The sequence below is a fragment of the Paenibacillus sp. QJM3NY_38 genome, from assembly GCF_056173265.1.
Genome location: NZ_CM149665.1, coordinates 2,734,118 through 2,758,263, shown reverse-complemented (window position 1 = coordinate 2,758,263; position 24,146 = coordinate 2,734,118). Strand labels below are relative to the sequence as shown.

At 50.0% G+C, this 24,146-nt stretch carries 27 protein-coding genes; 2 read left to right on the top strand and 25 right to left on the bottom strand.

The features are described 5' to 3' along the window. Positions 1–36 precede the first annotated feature (36 nt). The 16 genes from AC0VZ8_RS12510 to AC0VZ8_RS12435 form a co-directional block, all read right to left on the bottom strand. The gene (locus tag AC0VZ8_RS12510) at positions 37–555 is read right to left on the bottom strand and encodes a cell wall elongation regulator TseB-like domain-containing protein (RefSeq protein WP_071218372.1); all 519 of its coding nucleotides are present in this window, start codon (positions 553–555) and stop codon (positions 37–39) included. A 31-nt stretch (positions 556–586) separates the two neighbouring features. Continuing rightward, entirely contained in the window at positions 587–1,888 is a 1,302-nt protein-coding gene (locus tag AC0VZ8_RS12505; protein WP_260069190.1) for an amidohydrolase, read from the bottom strand. Further along, entirely contained in the window at positions 1,863–2,525 is a 663-nt protein-coding gene (locus AC0VZ8_RS12500) for a redox-sensing transcriptional repressor Rex (RefSeq protein ID WP_475487035.1), read from the bottom strand. Before AC0VZ8_RS12500 ends, AC0VZ8_RS12505 begins: the two co-directional genes overlap by 26 nt. Before the next feature lie 62 nt (positions 2,526–2,587). Continuing rightward, a complete protein-coding gene (dinG, locus tag AC0VZ8_RS12495; RefSeq protein WP_475487034.1) occupies positions 2,588–5,464 on the bottom strand; it encodes an ATP-dependent DNA helicase DinG in 2,877 nt (958 codons plus the stop codon). Between the two features lie 171 nt (positions 5,465–5,635). Further along, positions 5,636–6,265: a hypothetical protein gene (locus AC0VZ8_RS12490; protein WP_194541961.1), complete on the bottom strand. Its 630-nt coding sequence runs from the start codon at positions 6,263–6,265 to the stop codon at positions 5,636–5,638. A 120-nt stretch (positions 6,266–6,385) separates the two neighbouring features. Beyond that, a complete protein-coding gene (gene panD / locus AC0VZ8_RS12485) occupies positions 6,386–6,769 on the bottom strand; it encodes an aspartate 1-decarboxylase (RefSeq protein ID WP_071218377.1) in 384 nt (127 codons plus the stop codon). Next, the gene (gene panC / locus AC0VZ8_RS12480) at positions 6,762–7,652 is read right to left on the bottom strand and encodes a pantoate--beta-alanine ligase (RefSeq protein WP_475487033.1); all 891 of its coding nucleotides are present in this window, start codon (positions 7,650–7,652) and stop codon (positions 6,762–6,764) included. The genes panD and panC overlap by 8 nt, the downstream gene beginning before the upstream one ends. Further along, positions 7,649–8,536, bottom strand: a complete 888-nt coding sequence (panB, locus tag AC0VZ8_RS12475; protein WP_475487032.1) for a 3-methyl-2-oxobutanoate hydroxymethyltransferase — start codon at positions 8,534–8,536, stop codon at positions 7,649–7,651. Before panB ends, panC begins: the two co-directional genes overlap by 4 nt. A gap of 285 nt (positions 8,537–8,821) precedes the next feature. Then, entirely contained in the window at positions 8,822–9,811 is a 990-nt protein-coding gene (locus AC0VZ8_RS12470) for a biotin--[acetyl-CoA-carboxylase] ligase (RefSeq protein ID WP_475487031.1), read from the bottom strand. Beyond that, the gene (locus tag AC0VZ8_RS12465; protein ID WP_071218381.1) at positions 9,798–11,096 is read right to left on the bottom strand and encodes a CCA tRNA nucleotidyltransferase; all 1,299 of its coding nucleotides are present in this window, start codon (positions 11,094–11,096) and stop codon (positions 9,798–9,800) included. Before AC0VZ8_RS12465 ends, AC0VZ8_RS12470 begins: the two co-directional genes overlap by 14 nt. A 43-nt stretch (positions 11,097–11,139) precedes the next feature. Next, positions 11,140–12,303: an N-acetyl-alpha-D-glucosaminyl L-malate synthase BshA gene (bshA, locus tag AC0VZ8_RS12460; RefSeq protein ID WP_071218382.1), complete on the bottom strand. Its 1,164-nt coding sequence runs from the start codon at positions 12,301–12,303 to the stop codon at positions 11,140–11,142. A 31-nt stretch (positions 12,304–12,334) separates the two neighbouring features. Beyond that, the gene (gene bshB1, locus AC0VZ8_RS12455) at positions 12,335–13,042 is read right to left on the bottom strand and encodes a bacillithiol biosynthesis deacetylase BshB1 (protein ID WP_260069185.1); all 708 of its coding nucleotides are present in this window, start codon (positions 13,040–13,042) and stop codon (positions 12,335–12,337) included. Beyond that, on the bottom strand, positions 13,042–13,461 hold the full coding sequence (gene mgsA, locus AC0VZ8_RS12450) for a methylglyoxal synthase (RefSeq protein WP_071218384.1): 420 nt from the start codon (positions 13,459–13,461) through the stop codon (positions 13,042–13,044). The genes bshB1 and mgsA overlap by 1 nt, the downstream gene beginning before the upstream one ends. A gap of 18 nt (positions 13,462–13,479) precedes the next feature. Next, positions 13,480–14,283, bottom strand: a complete 804-nt coding sequence (gene dapB, locus AC0VZ8_RS12445) for a 4-hydroxy-tetrahydrodipicolinate reductase (RefSeq protein ID WP_426198408.1) — start codon at positions 14,281–14,283, stop codon at positions 13,480–13,482. A gap of 17 nt (positions 14,284–14,300) precedes the next feature. Further along, complete coding sequence (locus tag AC0VZ8_RS12440) at positions 14,301–14,840, bottom strand: tetratricopeptide repeat protein (RefSeq protein WP_071218386.1); 540 nt, start codon at positions 14,838–14,840, stop codon at positions 14,301–14,303. A gap of 49 nt (positions 14,841–14,889) precedes the next feature. Beyond that, positions 14,890–15,219, bottom strand: a complete 330-nt coding sequence (locus AC0VZ8_RS12435; protein WP_071218387.1) for a nucleotide pyrophosphohydrolase — start codon at positions 15,217–15,219, stop codon at positions 14,890–14,892. A 225-nt stretch (positions 15,220–15,444) separates the two neighbouring features. Here AC0VZ8_RS12435 and AC0VZ8_RS12430 point away from each other — a divergent pair, with 225 nt between their 5' ends. Then, the gene (locus AC0VZ8_RS12430; RefSeq protein ID WP_216530986.1) at positions 15,445–16,314 is read left to right on the top strand and encodes a YitT family protein; all 870 of its coding nucleotides are present in this window, start codon (positions 15,445–15,447) and stop codon (positions 16,312–16,314) included. A 45-nt stretch (positions 16,315–16,359) separates the two neighbouring features. On the opposite strand, the gene AC0VZ8_RS12425 is transcribed toward AC0VZ8_RS12430, so the two are convergent. From AC0VZ8_RS12425 to AC0VZ8_RS12390, 8 genes are all read right to left on the bottom strand, one after another. Further along, on the bottom strand, positions 16,360–17,217 hold the full coding sequence (locus AC0VZ8_RS12425) for a sporulation protein YpjB (RefSeq protein ID WP_475487030.1): 858 nt from the start codon (positions 17,215–17,217) through the stop codon (positions 16,360–16,362). A gap of 66 nt (positions 17,218–17,283) precedes the next feature. Then, positions 17,284–17,916, bottom strand: coding sequence for a DUF1405 domain-containing protein (locus AC0VZ8_RS12420; RefSeq protein WP_194541952.1), 633 nt, complete (start codon positions 17,914–17,916; stop codon positions 17,284–17,286). A 138-nt stretch (positions 17,917–18,054) separates the two neighbouring features. Next, positions 18,055–18,942 (bottom strand): c-type cytochrome, encoded by an 888-nt coding sequence (locus AC0VZ8_RS12415; RefSeq protein WP_475487029.1) that lies wholly within the window; start codon positions 18,940–18,942, stop codon positions 18,055–18,057. Positions 18,943–18,963: 21 nt separating this feature from the next. Further along, a complete protein-coding gene (gene qcrB / locus AC0VZ8_RS12410) occupies positions 18,964–19,635 on the bottom strand; it encodes a menaquinol-cytochrome c reductase cytochrome b subunit (RefSeq protein ID WP_006209500.1) in 672 nt (223 codons plus the stop codon). Positions 19,636–19,650: 15 nt separating this feature from the next. Continuing rightward, positions 19,651–20,196 (bottom strand): Rieske (2Fe-2S) protein, encoded by a 546-nt coding sequence (locus tag AC0VZ8_RS12405; RefSeq protein ID WP_015734548.1) that lies wholly within the window; start codon positions 20,194–20,196, stop codon positions 19,651–19,653. A 181-nt stretch (positions 20,197–20,377) separates the two neighbouring features. After that, positions 20,378–20,803: a DUF2487 family protein gene (locus AC0VZ8_RS12400; protein WP_071218392.1), complete on the bottom strand. Its 426-nt coding sequence runs from the start codon at positions 20,801–20,803 to the stop codon at positions 20,378–20,380. Between the two features lie 103 nt (positions 20,804–20,906). Then, positions 20,907–21,086, bottom strand: coding sequence for an IDEAL domain-containing protein (locus AC0VZ8_RS12395; RefSeq protein ID WP_006209497.1), 180 nt, complete (start codon positions 21,084–21,086; stop codon positions 20,907–20,909). 104 nt (positions 21,087–21,190) lie between these two features. Then, on the bottom strand, positions 21,191–22,342 hold the full coding sequence (locus tag AC0VZ8_RS12390) for a hypothetical protein (protein WP_475487028.1): 1,152 nt from the start codon (positions 22,340–22,342) through the stop codon (positions 21,191–21,193). A 362-nt stretch (positions 22,343–22,704) separates the two neighbouring features. Between AC0VZ8_RS12390 and AC0VZ8_RS12385 the strand changes: the two genes are divergently transcribed. Then, positions 22,705–23,463, top strand: a complete 759-nt coding sequence (locus tag AC0VZ8_RS12385) for a class I SAM-dependent methyltransferase (protein WP_475487027.1) — start codon at positions 22,705–22,707, stop codon at positions 23,461–23,463. A gap of 70 nt (positions 23,464–23,533) precedes the next feature. Here the strand turns inward: AC0VZ8_RS12385 and AC0VZ8_RS12380 are convergent, their stop codons facing one another. Then, the gene (locus AC0VZ8_RS12380) at positions 23,534–24,121 is read right to left on the bottom strand and encodes a histidine phosphatase family protein (RefSeq protein WP_475487026.1); all 588 of its coding nucleotides are present in this window, start codon (positions 24,119–24,121) and stop codon (positions 23,534–23,536) included. Between the last annotated feature and the right edge of the window lie 25 nt (positions 24,122–24,146).

Below are 24,146 nucleotides of genomic sequence, written 5' to 3'. Positions count from 1 at the left end.
CCCGCCAATATTAAAGGGCCCCTCTCTGCTTCTTATTTATTGATTTGGAAGAATAATGTCATTACCGATGGTGTTACCGTCTTGAAAACGATAAAACCGATAACCGCGCTGACCGTTGTGTTCATACTGCAGCTGCCAAGCATACTCGCCCTCATACATTCCAGGCAGCAGCCGCTTAATTTCTACGCCAGGCAATTCGTTATAAATCTGATCCCGCATCTGGTCTTCAGACAACCCCGTATTCAGCAAAACGGATTGGACAGCCTCGGCACCTGCAACAGGTACGTTGTCATCCGTAAATTTCACCCATACCATACGGTCTTGATTGTCCTGATCCTTCCCGCTTATCACCCAGTAGTTATTGTCCTCGCCCCACACCGATTTATAGGTCTTCCCGGACGTAACCAATTGGCCATGCTGTTTGGCGGCAGCAATTGCCATTCTTTCTTCATTCCAAGCATCTTTCATCACATATGAATAATAGAGCTGTAAACCAAGCAGTAACAGCAGCACGCCGGATACACTCAGCAATATCCACTTCGTTTTTTTCTTCAAATCCGTCTTCCTCGCTCCCCTTGATTATTCCCTAGAGGGTTGTAAGACGCTCAAAGGCACGCTGCGCTTCCCGGCGGATACGTTCCTCATCGAGAGTAAGACTCGCGCCATTCTTCACTACCTGCTTGCCGTCAACCCATACATGCTCAACATCCTTCGCACTGGCGGAGTAGATAGCATGAGAAATGTAATCCGTCTTCGGAAGGAAGTGCGCCTGATCCGTGTTCAGTGCGATCATATCTGCCTTCATACCTACCGCAAGCGTACCAATATCCGTAAGGAAGGCTGACTTGGCTCCATATTCTGTACCCATCCGAAGCGCTTCGGATGCTGGAATTGCGGTTGGATCCCCGCTTACTCCTTTATGGATCAGTGCGGCCAGCCGCATCTCTTCAAACATATCCAGATTATTATTGCTGGCAGGTCCATCGGTACCCAAAGACACGGTGACCCCGGCTTTCAGCAGTTCAGGCACGCGAGCGATGCCGCTGGCAAGCTTCAAATTGCTGCCTGGATTATGCGAAACCATAACTTGATGTTTGGCCAGAATTTCGATTTCTTCATCGGTTAGATGGACGGCATGCGCAAGCAGCGTTGGACGGGAGAACATGCCAAGCTTCTCTAGATGGGCAACAGGGCGAAGTCCGTAGTCATTTACATTCTGAGCGACTTCCGTTTCCGTTTCGGACATATGCGTATGCAAAGGCAAATTCAAATCATGTGATGCTTGCACGAATTTTTCGATGAAATCCGGCGGGCACGTATAGGGTGCATGCGGTGAGATCATCGTCGTAATCCTACCGTCAGCCTGACCATGCCAGTCTTTCGCGAATGCAACCGCCTCATCCAGCTTCTGCTGCTGCACCTCAGGCGGACATAATCCGATGACACCGCGTGTCAGAACGCCGCGCATGCCTGAGTCCTCCACTACCTTTGCAACCTGATCCATATGATCATACATATCCACAAATGTCGTGGTTCCGCCTTTGATCATCTCCAGCACGGAGAGTGAGGTTCCCCAGTATACATCGTCGGCCGTGAATTTGGCTTCCATCGGCCACATTTTTTCCTGAAGCCATACCTGTAGTGCCAGATCGTCGCCATACCCGCGAAGAAGCGACATGGCCGCATGTCCGTGCGTGTTCACCAATCCAGGCAGGAAAAACAGATGGGTTCCGTCGATGATTTCTGTTCCCTCTTGGACAGTCGGCTCTTCTTCACCCAGGTAGGTGATCCGGTCGTTCTCCACGACCATATATCCGCGTAACACGGATCTGCCTTCCTCTAGTACCGCAAACGTTCCGTTTTTAACCATCCACTTCGTTGTCGTCATGTGCATCCTCCTTGCCGTTATCCAAATAATAGGCCAAACTCTGCAAATCCGTAGTAAAATCTGCCGTATGAATCCGGATATGGGCTGGAGCTTTCAGGATGGTCGGTGCAAAATTCAGGATAGCCTCGATGCCTGCCGCGATAAGTTGATTCGCTACATTCTGCGCCTCAAAATCCGGAACGGTGATAATCCCGATACGAATGCCGTACTCATGAACCGTCTTCTCCAGCTCCTCCATCGGCTGTACGACCAAATTGTTAATTTTCATACCAACTTTGGGAGAATACGAATCGAAAACCGCCACAATCTTCATATTGTCCTTCAGAAATGCATTGTAATTCGATAATGCATGTCCAAGATTACCGGCCCCAATCAATGCGACATTGATCTTCTGGTCCAGCTTTAGAATCTGGCGAATTTTCTCGATCAGATAAGATACGTCATATCCGATCCCTTTCCGTCCAAAATCACCGAAATACGCTAGGTCCTTACGAATTTGAGCAGGATTGAGGTCCAGTTTCTGCCCCAGTTCCTGGGAGGAAACCGTGGAGACCTCCCTTTTCTGAAGCTCATTCAAATAGCGCAAGTATACAGGTAATCTGCGGACCACGGCTTCCGAAATTTTTTCCGATTTCATGCATGCTCCCCCTAATAATAGGTTAATAACTACATTTGTTTGTGCTCGTTCATGGTTTCACTTTATTCAGCTTGGTTCTCTATGCCTGCCTCTTCCTGCAGCCATTCCGAAATTCGGGGAACGATCCCCTCTGTCGGCATGTGCTCCATCTTCGGTCCAGGCAAGGAATATAAGAAATACTTCCCATAATAGGATTCAATGACCCGAGTATCGTAGACGATGACAATCCCCTTATCCTGCGCGGTCCGTACCAGTCGGCCAAATCCCTGTTTGAAGCGAATGACCGCTTGCGGAACCGAAAGCTTCATAAACGGGTTCTTCTTCTGCTGCTGCAGAAGCTCGCTCTTGGCTTCGACCAGAGGGTGATTCGGCGGTTGGAACGGCAGCCGGACGATGGCGAGGCAGGTGAGCGCCTCACCGGGTATATCTACTCCTTCCCAGAAGGAGCTGGTGCCCAGCAGAACCGAAGCGCTGCTATCCTGGAATCTCCGGATTAACTTGGTACGGCTGGTTCCGTCCATCCCTTGTCCCAGTACCGTAATATCGCTGGATCCCAGCGCCTCCTTCAAGGGCTCATGCACCTGACGCAGCATGCGGTACGAGGTGAACAGGACAAGCATGCGACCATGCGTTGCGATGGCCGTATCAGCCAATGATTGCACAAGTGTATTCACAAAGAGTGCATCCCCGACCGAGCCCTTCACGCTCGGAAAATCGCGCGGCACAACAAGGAGAGCTTGCTCCCTGTAATTAAACGGGGACGGCAGCAGGACCGTATTCAGGTTGCCGTTATCTGCCGCTTCCTGAAGACCCAAATTCTCGATCATGAACTGAAACGATTTGTCCACCGACAAGGTCGCCGATGTCAGGATCACGCTTTGTTTTTTGTCAAAAAACAATTCCTTTAAGTGGGTGCTGACATCGACGGGCACCGCATAAAGCTGCAGCGATTTGCCGCGGAAGTTGCCGTTCGCCTCCATCCAGTATACCGTACCCTCATCGTTCAGCGACATGAAGGTCCTCAGGACCTCGCGGTGTGCCGCCAGGTCCTTAAACAGACCCGATAGGTCTGTTAACAGACTGTCCGCGCTGTAGTCGTCCAGATCTTCCTTCATTTCGGCAATCAGCTTATCACCCTTGCGAACGACATCGCCCAGCGTCAGATGAATTTGATGCTCCAGCTCAGCCAGCGAATTCCAATCCTTCGGCTTCTTCAGAGGCGATAAGCGAAGCGAGAATTGACCGGCATCCCCCGGAGTCGCGTCTCCGCGCTCCGGAAGCAGTCCGAACAATTGATCGCTGAGCCGGTCCCAATTCTCTTTGACGGTGATCAGATCCGGATAAATCCGGTCGATGACGGAAGACCACTCGACAGCCTTCTCATGGGATGACGCTTGCAGCAGCTGGCGAAGAGCCGGAAGCTGACCGCTGCGGCTGTCTTTGTACATACGGGTCAACGTGTGGACAACCGAAAAATATTTCATCTGCAAGCCAAGGTGCTTGCCGGCGACGTCCTCCAGATGATGCGCTTCATCGATGACGAGACGGTCATAACTAGGAAGCAGCTGGTGATTCGCTTTCACGTCGGTGAACAGCTTCGAATGGTTCGTAATGACAACATCCGCGATGCCCGCTTCATGTTTGGCCCTGTGATAATAACATTTGCGGAACCATGGGCAGGCACGGCCCAGGCAGGAATCCGAATCACTGGAAATGGTCTCCCAGAAATCCCCTCCGCGACCGCCAAGGTTCAGCTCCTCATCATCCCCGTTCTCCGTCTGGGTCAGCCAGACCAGCATCTGCGCCGCGGTGATCACATCTTCCTTCGGGGTATGAAAATCTCTTCTATTTATTTTATGTTCAAATTTTCTCAAACACAAATAATGGCCTCTTCCCTTGAAAATAGCCGCTTTAAAAGGAAAAGGAACAACCTGGGTGAGCAGGGGAATATCCCGGTCACGCAGCTGTTCTTGAAGGTTGATCGTATGCGTGCTCACCATAACCTTCTGTTCCTGCTTCACGCTTTGATAAATCGACGGCAGCAAATACCCGAGGGATTTGCCTGTTCCCGTGCCGGCTTCGATCAATAGATGTTTATTGTTATCGAGTGCCTGCATCACTTCCTGGAACATCATGTCCTGGGCATCCCTGCTCTCGTAATGAGGCAGCGTTTCCTTTAGACGTTCACGGACATCATTCATGTATTGCTCAAAGCTTACATCAGCCAAGGGATTAGGCGCCGTCTCATCCCTGGCAGGAGCAATATCGTTCCAATCGTCAACAGCCAGGGCGAATTGACGATAGTACGTATGGGTGTCTCCGGCTTGTACTGCCTGGAGCTCCCTGTCGGCACGGATGCCGTCAAAGAACCAGGCCAAGTCGCTGTCCTCGTCGGCAAACAGGTCGCTTAACCGCTGCACGGTAAGCAGTGGAAGCTCATCGATCTCCTCCAGGCATTTCAGCAGCGCATAGGCTGTGGCAAGTGCATCGCTGTCCGCCTGATGCGGACGGTCATGCTCCAGGCCGAAATGAGAGGACACCATCCCAAGCTGATAAGAAGGCAGCGAGGGAAAACATATTTTTAAGAAGTGCATCGTATCTAGAATTCGGCCGCTGAACGGTAAATAGCCGCAGCGATCGAGTGCATTCTGCAAAAAGTTAAAATCAAAAGCGACATTGTGCCCAACCAATACAACATCGTCGAGCATGGGCACGAGTTCCATCATCATTTCTTCCAATGACGGAGCATCCGCTACATCACTGTCGGAAATGCCGGTCAAACCGGTAATAAAAGGAGGGATCGGAATCCCGGGATTGACATAGGTGCCGTATACGCGGGAGATGCTTCGATCCTCTTCGATGATGGCCAGTCCAACCTGAATGATCTCATCTGCTGACTGGTTGCCCGTGGTTTCAAAATCCAATACGGCAAATTTCATTTCGATAAAATCCCTTTCCTCCAGACTAATTAACAGCATACCAGAAGTTGCGGGATTTGAACATTCCGGGTAAAAAATCCCCGCTCTCCTCCGTAAGCTCCATACGGCAAAAAGCGATACCAAAGTCTCAAGGATGAGCTCTGACATCGCTTCTTGTTTTAGCTTGATTTTTTACAGCAAAGAGATCAATTGGCTGCCGTACTGGAGTTCCCCGCGATTCTGCTTGCAGACCTCCAAATTGATAATGGGGTCAGGAAGCGTCGGGTCGCTGTGAATCGCCAGTGCGAAATGCTCCTCTGCCTTCCCTTGCTGTCCATTCAACACCTCGATGCATCCAAGCGCATTGTAAATCATCGCCCGCATCTTCTTGTTGTCTGCCAGGGGCAGGATGGACACCAATACATCGGATGCCGGTATGGTTTGCCCCAAATAAAGATGGGACATCGCAATATACAGCTTGATCAGAAGGCTATCCGGAAATACGGTGGCGGCCGCCTCAAACTGCTGTATGGCCGGCTGGAACATCAACAACTTGTAATAACCTTGACCGCGAATAAATGCATCAAGCTGCAATTCAGGCGCTTCGGTCGGTGGAAAAACAGGAGGCGAGGCGGCACTCTCGCGGAAGATGGCCATCTTCTCTTCAAAATGGAGCCATTCCTCGATAATGCCCTCGCTCATGCTTTTGAGCATGTTCCAGTTTTGTACCAGCGCCTGTTTTTGGGGACCTTGAGCAGAAGGGTAATGCTTCACAATTTCATCTAACATGTTGTTCATTTCAGCGAATACATGTTGAAACATAGCTGCATCCCACCCTTAGCGGAAAAATGAGATCAGTGCGTCGACCTGAACTCATTTTCTGTAGAAGACGGTCTTTTCATCCCTTTAAGGTCCCGACACATTTTGGTTCTTAGAAGACCTTTAGAGAACCGCGGCGTGTACCTCACGGTATTCCGTGTTTACCGGCTTATTCAATTCGTCAACGATCACGACCGTTGGGGTGTGGTTGTCGTATTCCTCTTTGGACATCATGGCGTAAGAAATGATGATGACGTTGTCGCCAGGCTGTACAAGCCTTGCAGCTGCCCCGTTCAGGCAAATCACGCCGCTGCCGCGTTCGCCTTTGATCACGTACGTTTCCAAACGGGCGCCATTGTTATTGTTCACGATTTGAACTTTTTCATTCTCCAGAAGATCTGCAGCCTCCATTAGATCCTCATCAATGGTAATGCTGCCCACATAGTTCAGATTGGCTTCCGTCACCGTCGCGCGGTGGATTTTGGATTTCATCATTGTTCTAAACATGGGATCCCCCTACTTTTGGTTGAAGTAACGCATTGTCAATGAGGCGGGTACGGCCAAATCGTACGGCCAGCGCCATAATGACGGTTCTGCCTTCATCCACAATGCGATATGAATCTTCCACAGGAACAAGTTCCGGGAAAGTGAGCAATTCTGCATAATCAATGTCTGCGAGCAGGGACCGGGATATGTAATCCCGAAGAAACGCACGGATCTCTCCTGCCGTCGTCGCTTGTCCCTGCCGGATTGCCTCCTGAGCCGTCCGTAATGAGCCCGACAGCACAAGTGCCTGTTCCCGCTCTTCCGGCTTCAAATACACATTGCGCGAGCTTAGAGCAAGGCCGTCAGCTTCGCGAATGATCGGACAAGGCACGATGGTCACGTCCATGTTCAGGTCCTGTACCATTTGCTCAATCACGGCCACCTGCTGGGCATCCTTCATGCCGAAGAAAGCATAGTCAGGTTTTACGATATTAAACAATTTATTAACAACCGTGGTAACACCGTCAAAATGCCCGGGACGGGAGGCCCCGCACAACAATGACGTAATGTCCGATACGGCAATCTTCGTTTTGGTCGGCTGGGGATACATTTCCTGAACCGTTGGAATAAAAACCACATTCACCCCTTCGGATTCCGCCAACGCCAGATCGCGTGCCTCATCCCGAGGGTAGGTCTCATAATCCTCACCCGGTCCGAATTGAATCGGATTGACAAAGATACTGACGACCACCGTACCTGCCATTTCCCGCGCCTTACGCATCAGGCTGGCGTGCCCTTCATGCAAATAACCCATCGTAGGCACAAGTCCTACCGGACCACTGCCGGATTCTCGGCGGTCCTTAAGTTCTGATCTTAATTCCGCAATGGTGCGAATCACTTTCATGATGTCGTGCCCACCTTCTCCTTTTGACTCCCATATAATGTGGTTGTCGTTTCGGAACCTGCATGATTCTCGGCCTTAAAGACATGCTCCTCGGCCGGGAATGAGCGGTCCTTCACTTCCTTCACGTACTGCGTGATGCCTTCACGGATGATGGAACCGACATCGGCGTAGGTTTTCACAAAACGTTTGTCCCGATAAGGGGACGCGTACTTCAATATATCATGGAATACCAGCACCTGACCGTCACAGTAGCGGCCTGCTCCGATGCCAATCGTCGGTATGCTCAGCGCTTTGGAAATTTCCGCCGCTGCCTCTTCCGTTACCAGCTCCAATACAATGGCAAATGCTCCTGCCGCTTCAAGTGCCTTCGCATCATTCATGAGCCGCTGCGCGTCTTGGGCATCCTTGCCCTGTATGCGGTAGCCGCCAATCTGATTCACCGACTGAGGCGTCAGCCCGATATGGCCCAGCACCGGTACGCCGGACTGTACAATCCGTTTCACGGTGCCGGCGATTTCTTCTCCGCCCTCCATTTTCACGGCATGCGCATGGCCTTCCTGCATCAATCTCCGCACCCCGCGGAGACTTTCATCAATATCCCCGTGGTAGGTCATAAACGGCATATCCGCTACGATGAACGTTTCTTCCGCTCCACGAGCGACTGCACGGGTATGGTATACCATGTCGTCAAGTGTTACCGGAATGGTGGAGTTATAGCCAAGCACGACATTACCGAGGGAATCGCCTACCAATATCATATCAATATCCGCTTCCTCCGCCAGCTTGGCGGAAGGATAATCATACGCGGTCAGCATGGTGATCAGTACACCCTTCTTCTTCATGTTCTTCATCTTTACAATGTTCAGTAGTTGTTTGCCTGCCATTGTGACACAGCCTCCTTTGTGTAAATAAGTTAGACACAATAAAAAAACCTTTTAGCACATACTTGCTAAAAAGTCCGAAAGGCAAAAAAGAGTCACTCGCGATCGTCCCTTCTGTCTCGGTCCTTTCGGCTCAGAGCAGAATCCAACGTAACCGGCATAACAGTTATGAAGGTGTTCTAAAAAAATGTTTCATTTCTACTTGCTGAAGAGTGCAATTCGCTCATGACGATATCGCCTCTTGGTCATAGTATAACAAATTCGAGCCACGATTTCACCATGTTTCATTTACCTGGTATCAAAAAGAATTTCACCGGAATATACGGGGATTAGCTCGTCATCATGATTGCGAACCAACAGCGCGCCGTCTCGGTTGAGTCCTGTGGCAATCCCGCTAAAACGGTCACGGGCCGTCTGCACTTGAACTTCCCTGCCCACCGTGCCGGATAATGCTTCCCAGAGAGAGGCTATAGGCTCGAAGCCCTGCTCGTTGTACAATTCATATAAAACCTCCATCTCCGCCATAATGGACTGAATCAGCCCTGTCCGGTTGACGGTTGCTCCGCCAGCCATGCGAATCGAAGTCGCAACGCCGCGCAGCTCCTCCGGAAAATCCGATTCCTTCAGATTGGCGCTGATTCCGATTCCGGCTATGCAGTAGCGCACCCTTTCGTCTTCTGTTGCAGACTCCAGCAGAATGCCGCAAACCTTTTTGCCTTGAAACAGAATGTCGTTTGGCCATTTAATATCGGTCTGCACACCGCTGCACTTCACAATTGCACGGCATACCGCTACGCCTGTCAATAGGGTCAGCTGCTGGGTTAAATGCAGCGGCTGCTTCGGTCTGAGCACCAGGCTCATCCATATGCCTTTGCCTCTGGGGGAATGGAATTTCCTTCCCATTCTTCCGCGACCGCCTGTCTGCTCTTCCGAGATTACAAGGGTGCCTTCAGCTGCCCCTTCTTCCGCCAATTGCCGGGCATCTTCCTGAGTAGATGACGTTTTGTCAAGCAGCATCAGCGTTTTACCGAAGGTTTGACTGGTCATCCCCGCTGTCAGTTGCTCCACGCTCAGTTTGTCCGGTTCATCGATCATGCGGTAGCCAAGCCGCGGAACGGCCTCAAAATCATATCCCCTTTGACGGAGCTTATTGATCTGCTTCCATACGGCCGTCCGGCTGATGGACAATTTACGACTGATCTCTTCTCCGGACAAAAATTGCCCGGAATGCTCCTGGAACATTTTCAGAAGCGTATTGTCTTGATCATAATCCTTCATTATGAATTACCACCCGCTTTGCTTCTTCAATCAACGATTCCTTATCGTTGTTAATTAAACCTGCCGCCGTTTTCTCCAGCAATTGCCCGAGAAGTGCTCCTAGCCATGGGCCTCCACGCTTGTCCAGCGTTTCAAGCAGTTCGTTTCCGGTAATGGCCAAATCTTTCAAACTCCGAATTCGGAGTTCCCGGAGCCAACCGTCAAGCTGTTCAACTACGCTTAATGAAGCTGAGGCCGCTCCCGTTTGGTTCAATGCCCTCTGCAGCTGCAACCAGCCTTGGGCTGCCTCGGCTCCGTGGACGAGGATCAGCTTAATCCATCGGTGCCTGGCGCTCTCGGTAGCTTCCACTTCCTGCTCTTGCCGATAGGACTCATGAAGCGCTAACAGCTTAACGATGGCTTCCCGCTGCTTATTGGAGAACGTCCACGATCGTAGCAGCTCCTCTGCTTCCTGGGCTGAAATGCCGCAGGCAAGCAGCAGCAGCGCCCAGCGGTTCGTAGAGTGCTCCGGCTCGATCCCATTCATGGCTTCTATCGCTTTCGTGTCATGTCCGGTATATGGAAAGGGCGCCTTCATTCGGGCGTATAAGCCGCTGCGGACAAACAGCTCCAGTCCGCGCAAGGGGGAAGGACCTGTTAGAATCTTTTCAAATTCACTGCGAATGCGCTCCATCGCAATCCAGCTTAAGGTGTCTCTCTCCGAGAGAATCCCTCTCCAAGTATGCACAGCGATGGAGAACCCGAATACGGAAGCGAAACGGATGCAGCGAACCATGCGCAGGGCGTCTTCGCGGAAACGAAGGCGTGCATCGCCCACGCAGCGAATCACCTGCCTGTCAATATCCGCCCGTCCGCCAAACGGATCCACCCAGGAGCCATCAATCCCTCGGGCCATTGCGTTCATCGTAAAATCACGTCGTCGCAAATCCTCCGTTACTTCTTCGACAAAAGCAACCTCCGTTGGATGACGGTGGTCCTCATAACCGCTCTCCACGCGATAGGTCGTCACTTCGAAAGACTGGCCTTCCATCAGCACCGTCACGGTCCCATGCTTGATTCCTGTAGGAATAACCTTGGGAAAGATAGAACAGGTGACCTCGGGCAAGGCGGAGGTAGTTATATCCATATCACTGACCCTGCGTCCCATGTATTCATCACGGACACAGCCTCCGACCCAATACGCTTCATGTCCATGCCGAAGCAGAGTCCGGACCACGTCCGCACTCCGCTCAGCCATATCAGGATCCGCGTTGCGCCATCGTATTGAATTAAACATATCTGCCATAGTTTCCCGTTCCTTTATCCGAAAAACAACGAGAGGGTCGAGCTTAGCCGCAGACCGGCTTCAGCTCGCTAACCTCCCGTCCCAATACTCGGTAATATATTTCTTCGTACTTGCCCCGTATTAATTCATTGCAGAACATCGTTTTGGAACGATGGAGACAAGCCTTGCGAAGCCGCTCGCTAAGCGCTTCATCCTTTACTATTTCAAGCACATGCTGGGCCATTGAATAGGTGTCTCCGATTGGAGCCAAATAGCCGGTTTCGCCATGTGTAATCAACTCGGGAATCCCGCCTGCCGTAGAGCCGACGGTAGGCACTCCGCAGGCCATCGCTTCCAGAGCGACCAGGCCAAAGCTTTCTTTCTCGGAAGGAAGCAGCAGCACATCGGCCATCGATATCACGTGCGCAATTTCATCTTGTTTGCCTAGAAAATGCACCTTGCTACCGAGTCCCAGCTCATTGATCCGGCATTGGATTTTCGGAAGCTCCGGCCCTTCCCCGACAAGCAGCAGTTTCGCCGGTACCTGTTCCTGGACCTGGGCGAATATTTCCAGCACGTCTGCTACCCGTTTTACCGGACGGAAGTTGGAAATATGCATCAAAATCTTTTCATTCTCATCTGCATAATCTTTACGCAGCGATTTCGAATCCCGCGGATAATACACCCGGGGATCCACAAAATTGTAGGTAAGGTCAATATCCCGGCTTATATCCAGCAGCTCCCGCGTTTCTCGAATGAGATCCTGAGAGACAGCCGTAACGGCATCACTTTCGTTAATGGCGAGCCGAATCAGGTCCTTCAGCGATTCATCCTGCGCCAGAACCGTAATATCGGTTCCATGCAGCGTCGTGACGACCTTCAGTTGATCTCCGACCATCTGCTTTGCCAAGAAGGCACACACGGCATGCGGCACCGCATAGTGCACATGAAGCACATCAAGCTGCTGCATTTTGGCTACCTGAGCCATCTTTGTCGCTAGCGACAAATCATATGGCGGGTATCGGAACACATAGTAGTCGTTTACTTCAACTTCATGATAAAAAATATTTTTATGGAAAGTTCCTAACCGGAACGGAATGCTGTGAGCAATAAAATGAACCTGGTGGCCTTGCTCGGCCAGGAGTTTCCCCAGCTCTGTCGCCACCACGCCCGACCCGCCCAATGAAGGGTAACAGGTAATGCCGATTTTTAATGGTTGTTGATTCATGTCAGGCCTCCTTTACGTACGCCTCTATATATTATGCCTGCTTGGAGCCGAATAGATGAACAACATACGGACTTTTACAAGCGAAACCTTCTGCATAAGGAATAAGCCTGCGCGCTCCAAGCAGTGAATCCCTGGCCCGCACACGCTCTATGTACCCCTCGGTCAGCGGAGTAGAGACTGCATCTTCTTCAGCCTTTTGGAACTGGGAACGGTAACAAGACAGGGCCTGCTCCTTAACGGCGTAATGATCCGTAACGTCAACGACCAGGTCCGTTCTTCCGATATCATTAATGAAATAAAAATAAAGCTCGTCCACCTTAACCGGCGGCTGCTCGGGCATGTAACGACGAAGCTTGGCATTAAATACCGCTTCCTCAACCAATCGGCTGCAAGCCACATGGTCCGGATGGCGATCCTCCCAATAAGGAGCAAACACAATCGAGGGAGCAAACTTGCGAATCTCGGCTGTGACCACTTCAATGTTCTCCGGCGTCACAAATAAGCCGCGGTCCGGCAGTCCCAGATTCGTACGGACCTTGAGATCCAGAATCCGGGCAGCCTGGTCTGCCTCTTTCTTGCGAAGGTCGACCGTACCGTTGGACGACATCTCGGCCTGCGTTAGGTCACAGATCCCGACCGACAGTCCCGCTGCCGTATGCTTCGCAATCGTTCCTGCCATCCCGATCTCGGCATCGTCTGCGTGTGCTCCGAAGATTAAAACATCCAGTTGGCTATTCATTAGCTATCCACACCCGGTTTGTATTTATGAACGAGTTCCCGCCATGCAAAATCGCCACGGTCCAGCGCTTTAACAAGAATCTCCGCCGTTGCCACATTGGTAGCAAGCGGTATTCCCTGCACGTCGCACAAACGAAGAAGTGCGTTAATGTCCGGTTCATGAGGCTGTGCCATCAAAGGGTCCCGCAAAAAAATGATCAGATCCATCTCATTGTCCGCAACGAGTGCGCCAATCTGCTGGTCGCCGCCAAGCGGCCCTGAAGCAAAACGGTGAATGCTAAGCTTGGTTTGCTCCATAATACGGGTTCCCGTCGTTCCCGTTGAGTAAAGATTATGATCTTCGAATACATTTTCATACGCGATAACGAAATTGACCATTTCCTCTTTTTTACGGTCATGAGCGATAAATGCAATATTCATAGTAATTTCTCCCCTATGTTAGTCGATAAAATGATCAAATCCATAGACCAAGCCGGTGTACCCCATTACCTTCTCTATAGCCATCTTCACGCCCGGCATATAAGCTGCGCGCTCATAGGAATCATGTCGAATCTTCAAGCTCTGTCCATAACCGCCAAAAATAACTTCCTGCTGGGCAAATACACCCGGCAGACGAACACTGTGGATACGAAAGCCATTATAATACCCGCCTCTGGCGCCCTCGATGACCTCTTCTTCCTTCGGATTGCCCTGCCGGATCTCCTCGCGGTTTGCGGCAATCATTTCCGCTGTTTTGATCGATGTTCCGGAAGGCGCATCAAGCTTCTGGTCGCCATGAGTTTCAATGATTTCAACGTGAGGCAAATATTTGGCAGCCGCAGCGGCAAACTTCATCATCAGGATCGCTCCGATGGAGAAGTTCGGAGCGATCAAACCGCCGATATTCTGCTCCGCACACTGCTTGTCCAACTCTTCGATTTGCTCCGGCGTGAAGCCGGTTGTGCCCATGATCGGACGTACGCCGTGCTTAATGGCCAGAGCCGTGTTGGTATAGGCAAACTGCGGTGCTGTAAAATCAACCATGACATCCGGTTTCGATTCGACCAGCGCCATCTCCAGATCCGAAGTCACCGTAATGCCGCAGGCAGGAAGACCCACAAGCGTCCCTGCATCAGCACCTGCATCCGACCGGCCGACAGCGGCAACCAATTCCAGTTCATCATCGCCCAAAACAAGCTTCACTACTTCTTTACCCATACGGCCGCCGGCACCGACGACCGCAACTGTCCATTTGTTTGCCATTCTACATGTCCTCACTTTCAATCCGATGCTGTATCCTGCATATATGATTTCAAGCGCTGTTTGAGTTCCTCCATAATATGCTGAAGCCCACTCTCCTGCGGGTACAATGAAATGACCTCTTTTAGCGTGGAAATGGCGCGCGCATGCTCATCAAGTTCGCTGTAGACCAGAGCAAGCCATACGTAGGCCTGGGCGTATAATGGGTCCATCGCTACGGCTGATTTCAGATGAGACACGGCCTGATAGAGCTCAGACTTGGTTACGTCCTTGCGATTCTCGACCATTTTTCTGGCACGCTGCACCAGCTCCGCCGCCTTGATATGCTGTAAGTGAAGCGCATATTCCGGTTTGTCCGGCTGCAGTCTGACGGCTTCTTCCGCGTGAGTAATCGCCATTTCCAGTTTGTTGCTTCTGCCGTAGGTAATGGAGCATCGGTAATGCACTTCCGCATCTCCCGGATTCGCAATGATCGCTTGCTCAAACCAACGTAACGCCTCTTCGAAATCATTCTGAAGTATGCATCGATATGCTTTTTGTATATAACTTTCAGGTTTCACGGGCTGTCCCTCCCCACAGCGGGTTTGGTACAGCATATGTAGCAACAGCCTAATCGGTGTTTATTTTCGTCCAACGATCGGCATCACGCGTCGCAAATTTATGCATGACTTTAGCGTGCGCTTCCGCGAGATCAATGCCAAGGGAATTGGCAAAACAAATCGTAATAAACAATATATCTCCAAGTTCCATTTCGATGGAATTGTCTGCTTCATCCGCTTTCTTCGGTTTCTCTCCGAACTGATGATTAACCTCTCTGGCGAGCTCGCCCACCTCTTCCGACATCCGGGCCATCATGGATAAAGGACTGAAATAACCTTCCTTGAATTGTGATATGTATTGATCGACTTCCTGCTGCATTTCAGCCATTGATTTTCCCAAGACTCTATAACTCCCTTCACTGCACAGTCTGCCTCAACTTGTAAATCCAAGCTCAAAGCAGCATTCTCTCATGACGAGCGATTGGTTTTAAACCTATGTTATCGTAAAGCGGATTTGAAAACAAATAATTTTTTATGGCTGGGACATGATCGGCACATACTAGGTAGGTGTACGAGCAACCCAGACATACGGGTAATATCCACCATCGGGAATGCGAGGGGTCTTATGAAAACGTCCAAATTGCTTCATCAGCTTCAAACGATCATTCCGATCATCGCCGGCTCCGCCATTTACGCATTCGGCCTTATGTATTTCATCATTCCGAATGAGCTCATGGAGGGGGGCGTCACCGGCATTACCGTACTGCTTAACTATGCCTTTAACATATCGCCGTCCATCTCAACCATGGCGCTCAATATCCCGCTATTCTTGGTCGGCATGAAAATTCTCGGTAAACGCCAGTCTATTTACACAGGTCTCGGCATTGCCTCATTAACCCTGTTTCTGTGGCTGTTCGAAGCGTTGATCGACCGCGGTTATGTTGTGCCGTTTCACACCGAACAGGATTATATTCTTGCTGCGCTCTACGCAGGCGTCACATTGGGGGCTGGGCTCGGCATTGTGTTCCGGTTTGGCGGTACGACGGGCGGTTCAGACATTATTGCCAGAATCATTAATCGGAAATTCGGCTTCAGCATGGGCCAAATTATTCTATCCCTGGATATCTTGATTATCGGGCTTTCCCTATTCTTTATCCCGCTCGAGCGGATATTGTATACCCTCGTCGCCGTATTCATCGCTTCCAAGGTCATCGATTTCATTCAGGAAGGCGCTTATGCCGCCAAAGCCTTCACCATCATCAGTGATCAGGCGCCCGAACTCGCCCATCGCATATCAACCGAGATGGATCGTGGGGTTACGCTAATCCCCGCAATCGGCGCGTACTCCAAGCAAGCCAAGCATATGGTATACTGCGTCGTATCCCGGCAGGAAATTCGCCGCTTAACGGGAATCGCCAAATCGTTGGACCCTCGGGCATTCATTATCATTAATGATGTCAATGATGTGCATGGCGAAGGATTTAAAGAGGAATAGCCCGGTTCGCACCGGGCCACAATCGGAACTGCTATGAATTTCCGCCTACATTTTGCGAGGGAACATTGGTTTTGAGCTATACAGCTGACCACGGTATTTGCGGTATCCCGCAAACGTTAATGCCGCCAAAATGAAAGCGCAGATGACCAGCTGCCAGGTCCATGGCTCCTTGACCTCTCCCAGCGGAGCTAGGGCAGGTTCATCCTTTTTCTTGCCAAACAACGTGTTGATCATTTCCTCGCCCTGCGAAACCACTTTTTGCACCTGTGCCGTGTCCCCCGATGACACCAGACCCCCTGCATAGGATATCCAGGACTCCATCATGTTGACATCCTCAGGCTTTCGCTGTATGACAACGGAAGGACGGATGAGTTCATAATGTTCACTGAGGCTGGCATACGCTCGTCTCATGCCAGCCTGATCCTGCTGAGCAGCATATTCCCCCATAACCCTCAGGTCTTCACGTATGACCTTGTAATATTGCAGCCATAACGCATCTCTGGCATGGATCAGGCTATCGGTTGCCATACGAAGTTTCCCTGCGGACACCATCCAGTGCTGCGGCTCCTGCGTGGCCCGTGCCGTGGCTTCTTTCATCTCCAAAATACTCTCAGCCAAAACATGAATACCTTCTACACCGGTCAACCCCTGAAATGACGAAGCCTCAAACAACCCGGATACCCGGCGAATATCCTCCAGCACGGCTTGTACATTGCCTTCCTCCACATGACGGTACAGCTGCTCTACTTCCTTGTTCAGCGCCTTGGCCTGTATGGATGCGGCGGGCGAAGTCTCCGACTGTTCATTTGCCGGGGTAGCCCATACAGAATCACCCATGCTGACGGTAACCAGCATAAGCAGTGCAGACAGGCACAGCAGGAGCTTCGGAAAGGTTCGAAACATGGGACATCCCTCCTACCGTATATGTATGGCAGAAGGGTTGCTCATAGAACCGCGTTGCCTACACGGCTAACGGTGTTTGGAATTCCCGTATTTCATGAAGATCCAGCCGGCAAAACCGCTGAAGAGAGTCAAAAGATAGGTGAACAGCTCGACCGCTGAAAGGTCATCATATAGTTGACCCGGCAGCCAAGGAAATACGCCGTACGTATAATCTACGGTGTCATTCAACAGTGTCCATGCGATGGCCCCGGTGAGCGCTGTCCAGCGATAATGAAACAATCGTACGAACAATAACGCTTCCACCGCCATGGCCGTATGTGAAGCAACGAGCATCCAATCCTGCCATGCCAGCACATCCCCTTGGGCTTGTCCGGCAAATATGATAGCAACAGCCCATATTCCATACTTTACCGAAGTAACGACCGCCAGCGCCTCAATGAATTGCTGAAACAAGGAGCCCCCAAGCCCCCGAGGCGGGTAAAGGAGCAGCAGAAGCGCTAAACTGAAGAATAAGCTGGCCGTCGGGCTGTCCGGTACGAATATGACCTGCCATAGCAAGCCATGATCCACGGTATCGACCATTTGACCCCCATACCATATGTATCCATAAATCGTTCCAAGGATGTTGCATATGAGCAGCAACCAGAGAATCGATCGCTTGCTTAGAAATTCCCGGCTCCAAAAATACGAAATCGACAAACTCTGTCCTCCTGTCCTGTTCCTTGTATTGTTCATTTTACGACTAATGCCGATTATACCTAATCCCCACATACATTTCATCTATATTTAACATTTAAAAAAACCTGACCGCAATGCGGTCAGGTTCGTCTATGCATCTTACTCTGCAGCGGCTTCTGCCTTTTGGCTTGCGAGCCAATCAGCCAGCTGATCGAGTTGTTCTTCAGTGACACCAGCACCAAGGGCTATGTCTTTCATAGGCGGCATGCCGCCTTGGCCATTTTCAATAATAGCCATGATCTCTTCTTTTGTATGGGTATCCCCGACACCGCGAAGCGACGGTCCGGATGCCCCTTTCAAATCTGCGGCATGACAAGAGATACAGGTAGCTGTCTTAAAGGTTTCCATCGCGGGATTATCCTTATCAACGATCGCTACAATGCTGTCTTCTGGCTGCTTACCACTACTCGTTGGCAGGCCAGCTGCATGCTTCTCTTCCGCCTCTTCTTCACGCTGAATATGCTCAGGCTTCTGTCCGGTAGCTTCCAGCTCATGCACATAGTGCGTCCAGGCTGCATTCGTCAGATAGATGACTGCAAATAACGACAGAATCATAAGGGCCGAAGTAATAGGCCGCTTGTAGAACCGCCGCTCTTTCCCCGTATCAAGGAAAGGAACAAGGAGCAATGCGCCGAAGGCAACGCCCGAAACACCAATCGTACCCAGTACTACATAATCACCGGAAGCGTATGGAAGCTTCAGGTATTCATACAGGAACAGGAAGTACCAGTCCGGCATCGGGATTACTGAAGCTCCCGGATCCGCCGGATAACCGAGCGGAGCCGGCTCCGAGATGGTCAGCACAAGGAAGCCGACCAGTACAACTACACCAACCATCCATTCCTTCAACAAGAAGTTAGGAATGAACGCTTCTGATTTGCCGGGATAAGCGGTGTAATCCGGCGGCGTAACCCAACCGCTGCCTTTTTTCACACGTGAATCGCCGACATAAACTACTTTCTCATCAGATTTATGACCATGTGCCATAAATATGCGCCTCCCTTCTTCTTATAGTGGACCGGAAATACCTTGTCTGCGGATCATGATAAAGTGTCCTACCAATAGAGCAAGAAGGACAGCCGGAAGGAAGAATACGTGAATCGCGAAGAAACGCGTCAACGTTTCGGCGCCTACGATCGTACCGCCTTGCAGCAATTCTTTAATGATAGGTCCAAGCCAAGGTACGGAGTTCGCAATCTCCAATGTAACTTTTGTAGCGAAGTAAGCTTTGTTATCCCATGGCAGCAGGTAACCTGTCAGACCAAGACCGAGCATAACAAAGAAAATGAGCATACCAACAACCCAGTTCATTTCACGCGGCGCTTTGTAAGAGCCGGTGAAGAACACGCGCATCGTATGCAAGAACATCATCACGATTACCAAGCTTGCGCCCCAGTGGTGCATACCGCGGACAATCTGTCCGAAGGCAACCTGCGTTTGCAGGTACTCAACACTGTTGTAAGCGTTTATGATATCCGGTACATAATACATCGTCAGGAACATCCCCGACAGAATCTGGATGACTGTGATAAAAAACGTCAAGCCGCCGAAACAGTACACAAACGCGGAGAAATGATGCGCCGGGTTTACGTGTTCCGGTACCTCGTGGTCTGCAACGTCTCTCCAAATCGGCGTGATATCGAGACGTTCATCAATCCAGTTGTAGACATTCTTCAACATCTGAATCTACGCCTCCTATTTAACTACGGTATTTGGCACGATGGCGCCGAGGTAAATCCAGCCGTTCTCGATTTTCGTCTCGTACTGGTCAAGCGGCTTCGGCGCTACTGCCAGGTTCTTACCGTCCGGTGTATAACGTGCACCGTGGCAAGGGCAGTGGTATTCATCAGGGAAATTTTTGTTGTTATTCCATCCAACAAGGCATCCCAAATGCTTACAGATCGGTGAAAGCGCTACAATTTCACCCTGATCGTTCTTACGAATCCACGCCGTCAAAGTAGCTGTACTGTTGTACCAGCCGTCCTGCTGTTTGAGCTCGAAATGGAATTCCTGTGGATCGTTGGTAATTTTGCTCTCTTCCGCGACCTTTACAAAAGACCCTTCTTCTTTATTTTGAAGAATCGGATCAACGGCAAAGCGAAGCATTGGCAAAACTACTCCAGCAGCCATATAAGCTGTGGCACCGCCCAACGTGTATGTAAGAAATTGTCTGCGGGACATCTCTTTCTGTCGGGGTGGATTGTGCGATTCTTCATGCTCGTCATTGTGGTTGCTGCTCATTCTGTGTTCAACCCCCTTTGTCAACCGTTCTTAAGTGTCATCAATGATTAAAATCACACGACTTACTAGGACATACTAATAATATCTTAGGCTCCCAAGACCGTCAAGAATTTGAACCCCAAATTTGGGTTCGCTTCCAATAGCCCTTTCATAAATTGTTGGTTTTTTGTCACATTTAGACTCAGCTTTCCTGCTGCCACATTTCACTGATTTGCCCGGTAACGATGGCTGACAAGGGGATGCCTTCGCTAGCTTCCAACCTGCGCCGGGACAGGACCAGCGTGCTTTCAGGCACGTCCTCTATAGAGAGCTCAACATCCGCTGTCATGATAACAACAAATTTAAACCCGCTGGATTTGACATTGTGACAAACTTCATTTAGAAGCTTTATATCTTCAGTATTTCCATATTGTACAGCAGGATATGTAACCAATCTTCCCTTAAACGGAATTTCAGCCAAATCCATAAAATCCCGCAGCCGTTCAAGCGCAGCTGTCGCCTCCCACGGCGTTTCCATACCCGATAATCCGGTAAACGGAATCAGGCAGGTATCAAAAAAAGGTGTAAGTTCCGGCCAAGTCTGCTCGTCCACTTCACTAAATTTCATGCAAGGTACATCCTTTCTACTCACTCATCATCATTTTGTTATCATTATACGAGTGCAAGGGCGGGTAAAGCAAAAAAAAGAAGAAATGCGATAAAGCATTTCTTCAATTCAAAGTCCTCAGTTCATCCGTCAGGTTTCGGAAAGCCACTTCGTCGCCGGAAGCCAGCGCTTCGTCAATTTCTTTATACAGCTCTTCACTCCGATGCTTGCGCAATGCTTCGTCCCACACCATTTCGGCCGCCAGACCTAACATAACCTCGTAAGTAACCTTCATCTTATCCATTAGGATGCACCTCCAAACTAAATTTGCGTATACCTTATATTCTTTCCCTTTAAATGCTTTACTTCCAAAACTTTTTGCGGCTGCTGCGAATGTAACCAAACAACCTAGAGAATCAAATCATTCGAATCGCTGATATGTAAGCCTGCTTCCGCGGCCTTCAAGCCAAGCGCCGTCATTTTGTACGTTGTTCCCATACTCTGGCTCTCTCCTATTCTGAGCATCCCCAAATGCATCAGCATGCGGATAATCCGCTGCTCCAAAATATTTTGTGGACTGTCATAATAGAAAGGACGGATTAGCCAGCCCAGCGATTCGTAAAGAGAGGCTGCGGTGACCCAATCTCTTGCGCATTGACTGATCCAGTATACAAGAGAATTGATATTGGGAATTGCGCCTTTATAAAGTCTTAACCAAAAGCGGAATATCTGTATCACGCTAACTTGATTTCCTTCTTCCATAAGCGCAGTTCCGCTTTCAGTCAGGATCAACCGGGCGTTGTTTTCCCTGAACCATTTTTTAGCGTAAGCATAATCGTACAGCAGTGCAAAGCGATCCGGATATTCAATGCAGGAGCGGCCATACCCGAACCTCCATGCTCCCTTGGTAATCAATGGCTCGGAAATATGCAGTGTACTCATGAGCTGCTGCTGATTTCGCCTATACATGAATCCTTCCTGATTCAACTCGATATCATGTCTGCCGACATATTTAAGAATCAGTTTGAGATCTTCTGCGGCGAGTCCCTGCTCATCCCGGTACACTTCCGGGTCATCACTTAATCGCTGCAGATTTTGATGAAGCCGTTCACGCAGCACGTCACGAAACCGCTCCTTCATATCCGAAGGCACTTGAAACAAATACTTGGTGGAATGGGTGAAGCCGTTAAACAACCAGCCGCTTCGGCGATAACGTGCGACCGCCTCACGCGGACTTTCCGTTTTGGCGGCGGCAGCTTTCTTGTTTGAAGAAGCTTGATCCTCTTTCTCCTCCAATTCCGCCGCATGACGGATCGCAGCCGTCAATTCTTCCAGGCTATAGCCTGTTCGAGTATCAAATGCCAGGTTGTTCAGAAAACGCAAATCGCTTGGTGACAAGCTGCTGACCTGCTCCTCGAAAAACTCTCTGCGTCCGAGCTTGGACAGAATACTCTGGATCAGTTCATGCTTTGAATTCCGCTTAGCGTCACAATCATAGTGATTCGCTATATTGCTAAGCTGTCCAATATCGGCATATGTGAGCATATCCGCTAGATTCATCTTCCATCGCCTCGCCGTTTTACAACCATTATGGGAAGGTTTTGGACATTTGATACCTGATACACTTCGGTTTAACGAAATATTTTTTATTTTTTTTGTATATAGAAATGACTATGCTCTCTTATTAAATGATAGAATACTTACTGATTGCTGCTGAGATTTCGCTTATGATGTATTACATCTAAATAAAATGAAAAAACCACTTTATATGAAGGAAATGATTGAATCACTACAGGAGGACATGATCATGAGAACCCCAGAACATGAAATATAACTAGGTGCAAATCGAATCCGCGGACCTCCATTAAGAGCTTTTCAACAATGAAACAACACTCTTAATAAAAGCTTGGAGGTTATGTGAAATGATAAAAGAAACAGCGTTTATGGCCTTTATTCAAGATATCGATCAACATTTTTCAGGATGGGACTTCTCGCGAATTACAGCATCAGGCCGCATGCAGTCCCATGCTCTCCCCTGGTCTTTAGGCAGCATGGTCATTCCGTTCATGCGAGATGCCGCTACGATGCTGGATATGGGAACAGGCGGAGGAGAGTTCCTATTCTCCCTTCATCCACTGCCGAAAACGGTTTATGCCACTGAAGGGTATAAACCAAACGTACCGATTGCAAGACAAAGACTTGAGCCGCTTGGCGTAAAGGTCGTCTATTTTGAAGAGGATTCCTCGCTGCCTTTGAAGGATCATTTTTTTGATCTGATCATCAATCAGCACGAGTCCTATTCCGCAGCGGAAATCAAAAGAATTCTTAACGAGCAGGGCGTGTTCATAACCCAGCAATCTGGGGGAACCGACTGTTATGGAATCAACGAATGGTTTGGCGTTCCGTTAAATGAAGAGTTCGCGCATTGGGATCTGGCAACCGCTGTCCAAGAACTGCAGGATCACCGTTTCAACGTCACCTTCAGCCGGGAAGCCTTTTCACCGCAGCGGTTTTATGACATCGGTGCACTGGTCTATTACCTGCAAGCGATTCCCTGGCAGATTCCCGATTTCACAGTGGAACGGTACCTTGAGCCTTTATATCGGATTCATCAGGAAATCCGAACCAAGGGCTATTTCGAAGTGCAGCAGCATCGGTTTATTTTAATAGCGCAAGCGTAGATCTTCATCCTAATACCAAAAAAGAGCCTTCCCGCGGGGAAGGCTCTTACTTCATTAATGAATCTCCATGTTACGACTGTTTTGTCAACAGATGCTTGGTACAGTTAAACAGCAGGGGCGACCAGTCATCATCTTTTCTCTCGAGGACGGTGAGCGACAAATTGCCGATTCGCTCGCTTAGAACGCCGCGGCACACCAGCTTGTAGAGCTGCGCTAAAAAACCACCGTGGCTGACAACCAGAATATTAGCGTTTGGGTGTTTATGCCACATATCATCCAAAAAGACAAGCCCCCTGGATTGAAGCTCCAGATCCGTCTCCTGTCCCAAATCGAGCAGGTGCCAATCGGCACCGAATCGGGATTCACGTTCTTCCGCTGTCAAACCTTCCACCTGACCGTACTTGCGCTCGCGCAAACGGTCATCCGGCGGCATCAATGGAATGTTCGACATGGACGAGATGATCTTAGCAGTTTCTTCAGCACGGGAAAGTCCGCTACTAACGGCAAAGTCCCACCGATATGGCTCCTGCAGTAGTCGATCCCCAAGCAAACGGGCTTGACGACGACCTTCCTCATTCAGTGGAATGTCCGTTTGACCTTGGATTTTGCCTAACGCATTCCAATCCGTTAAACCATGACGAACCAAGCCGATTTGCATGCCGCATCTCCTCCATCCTAACCTC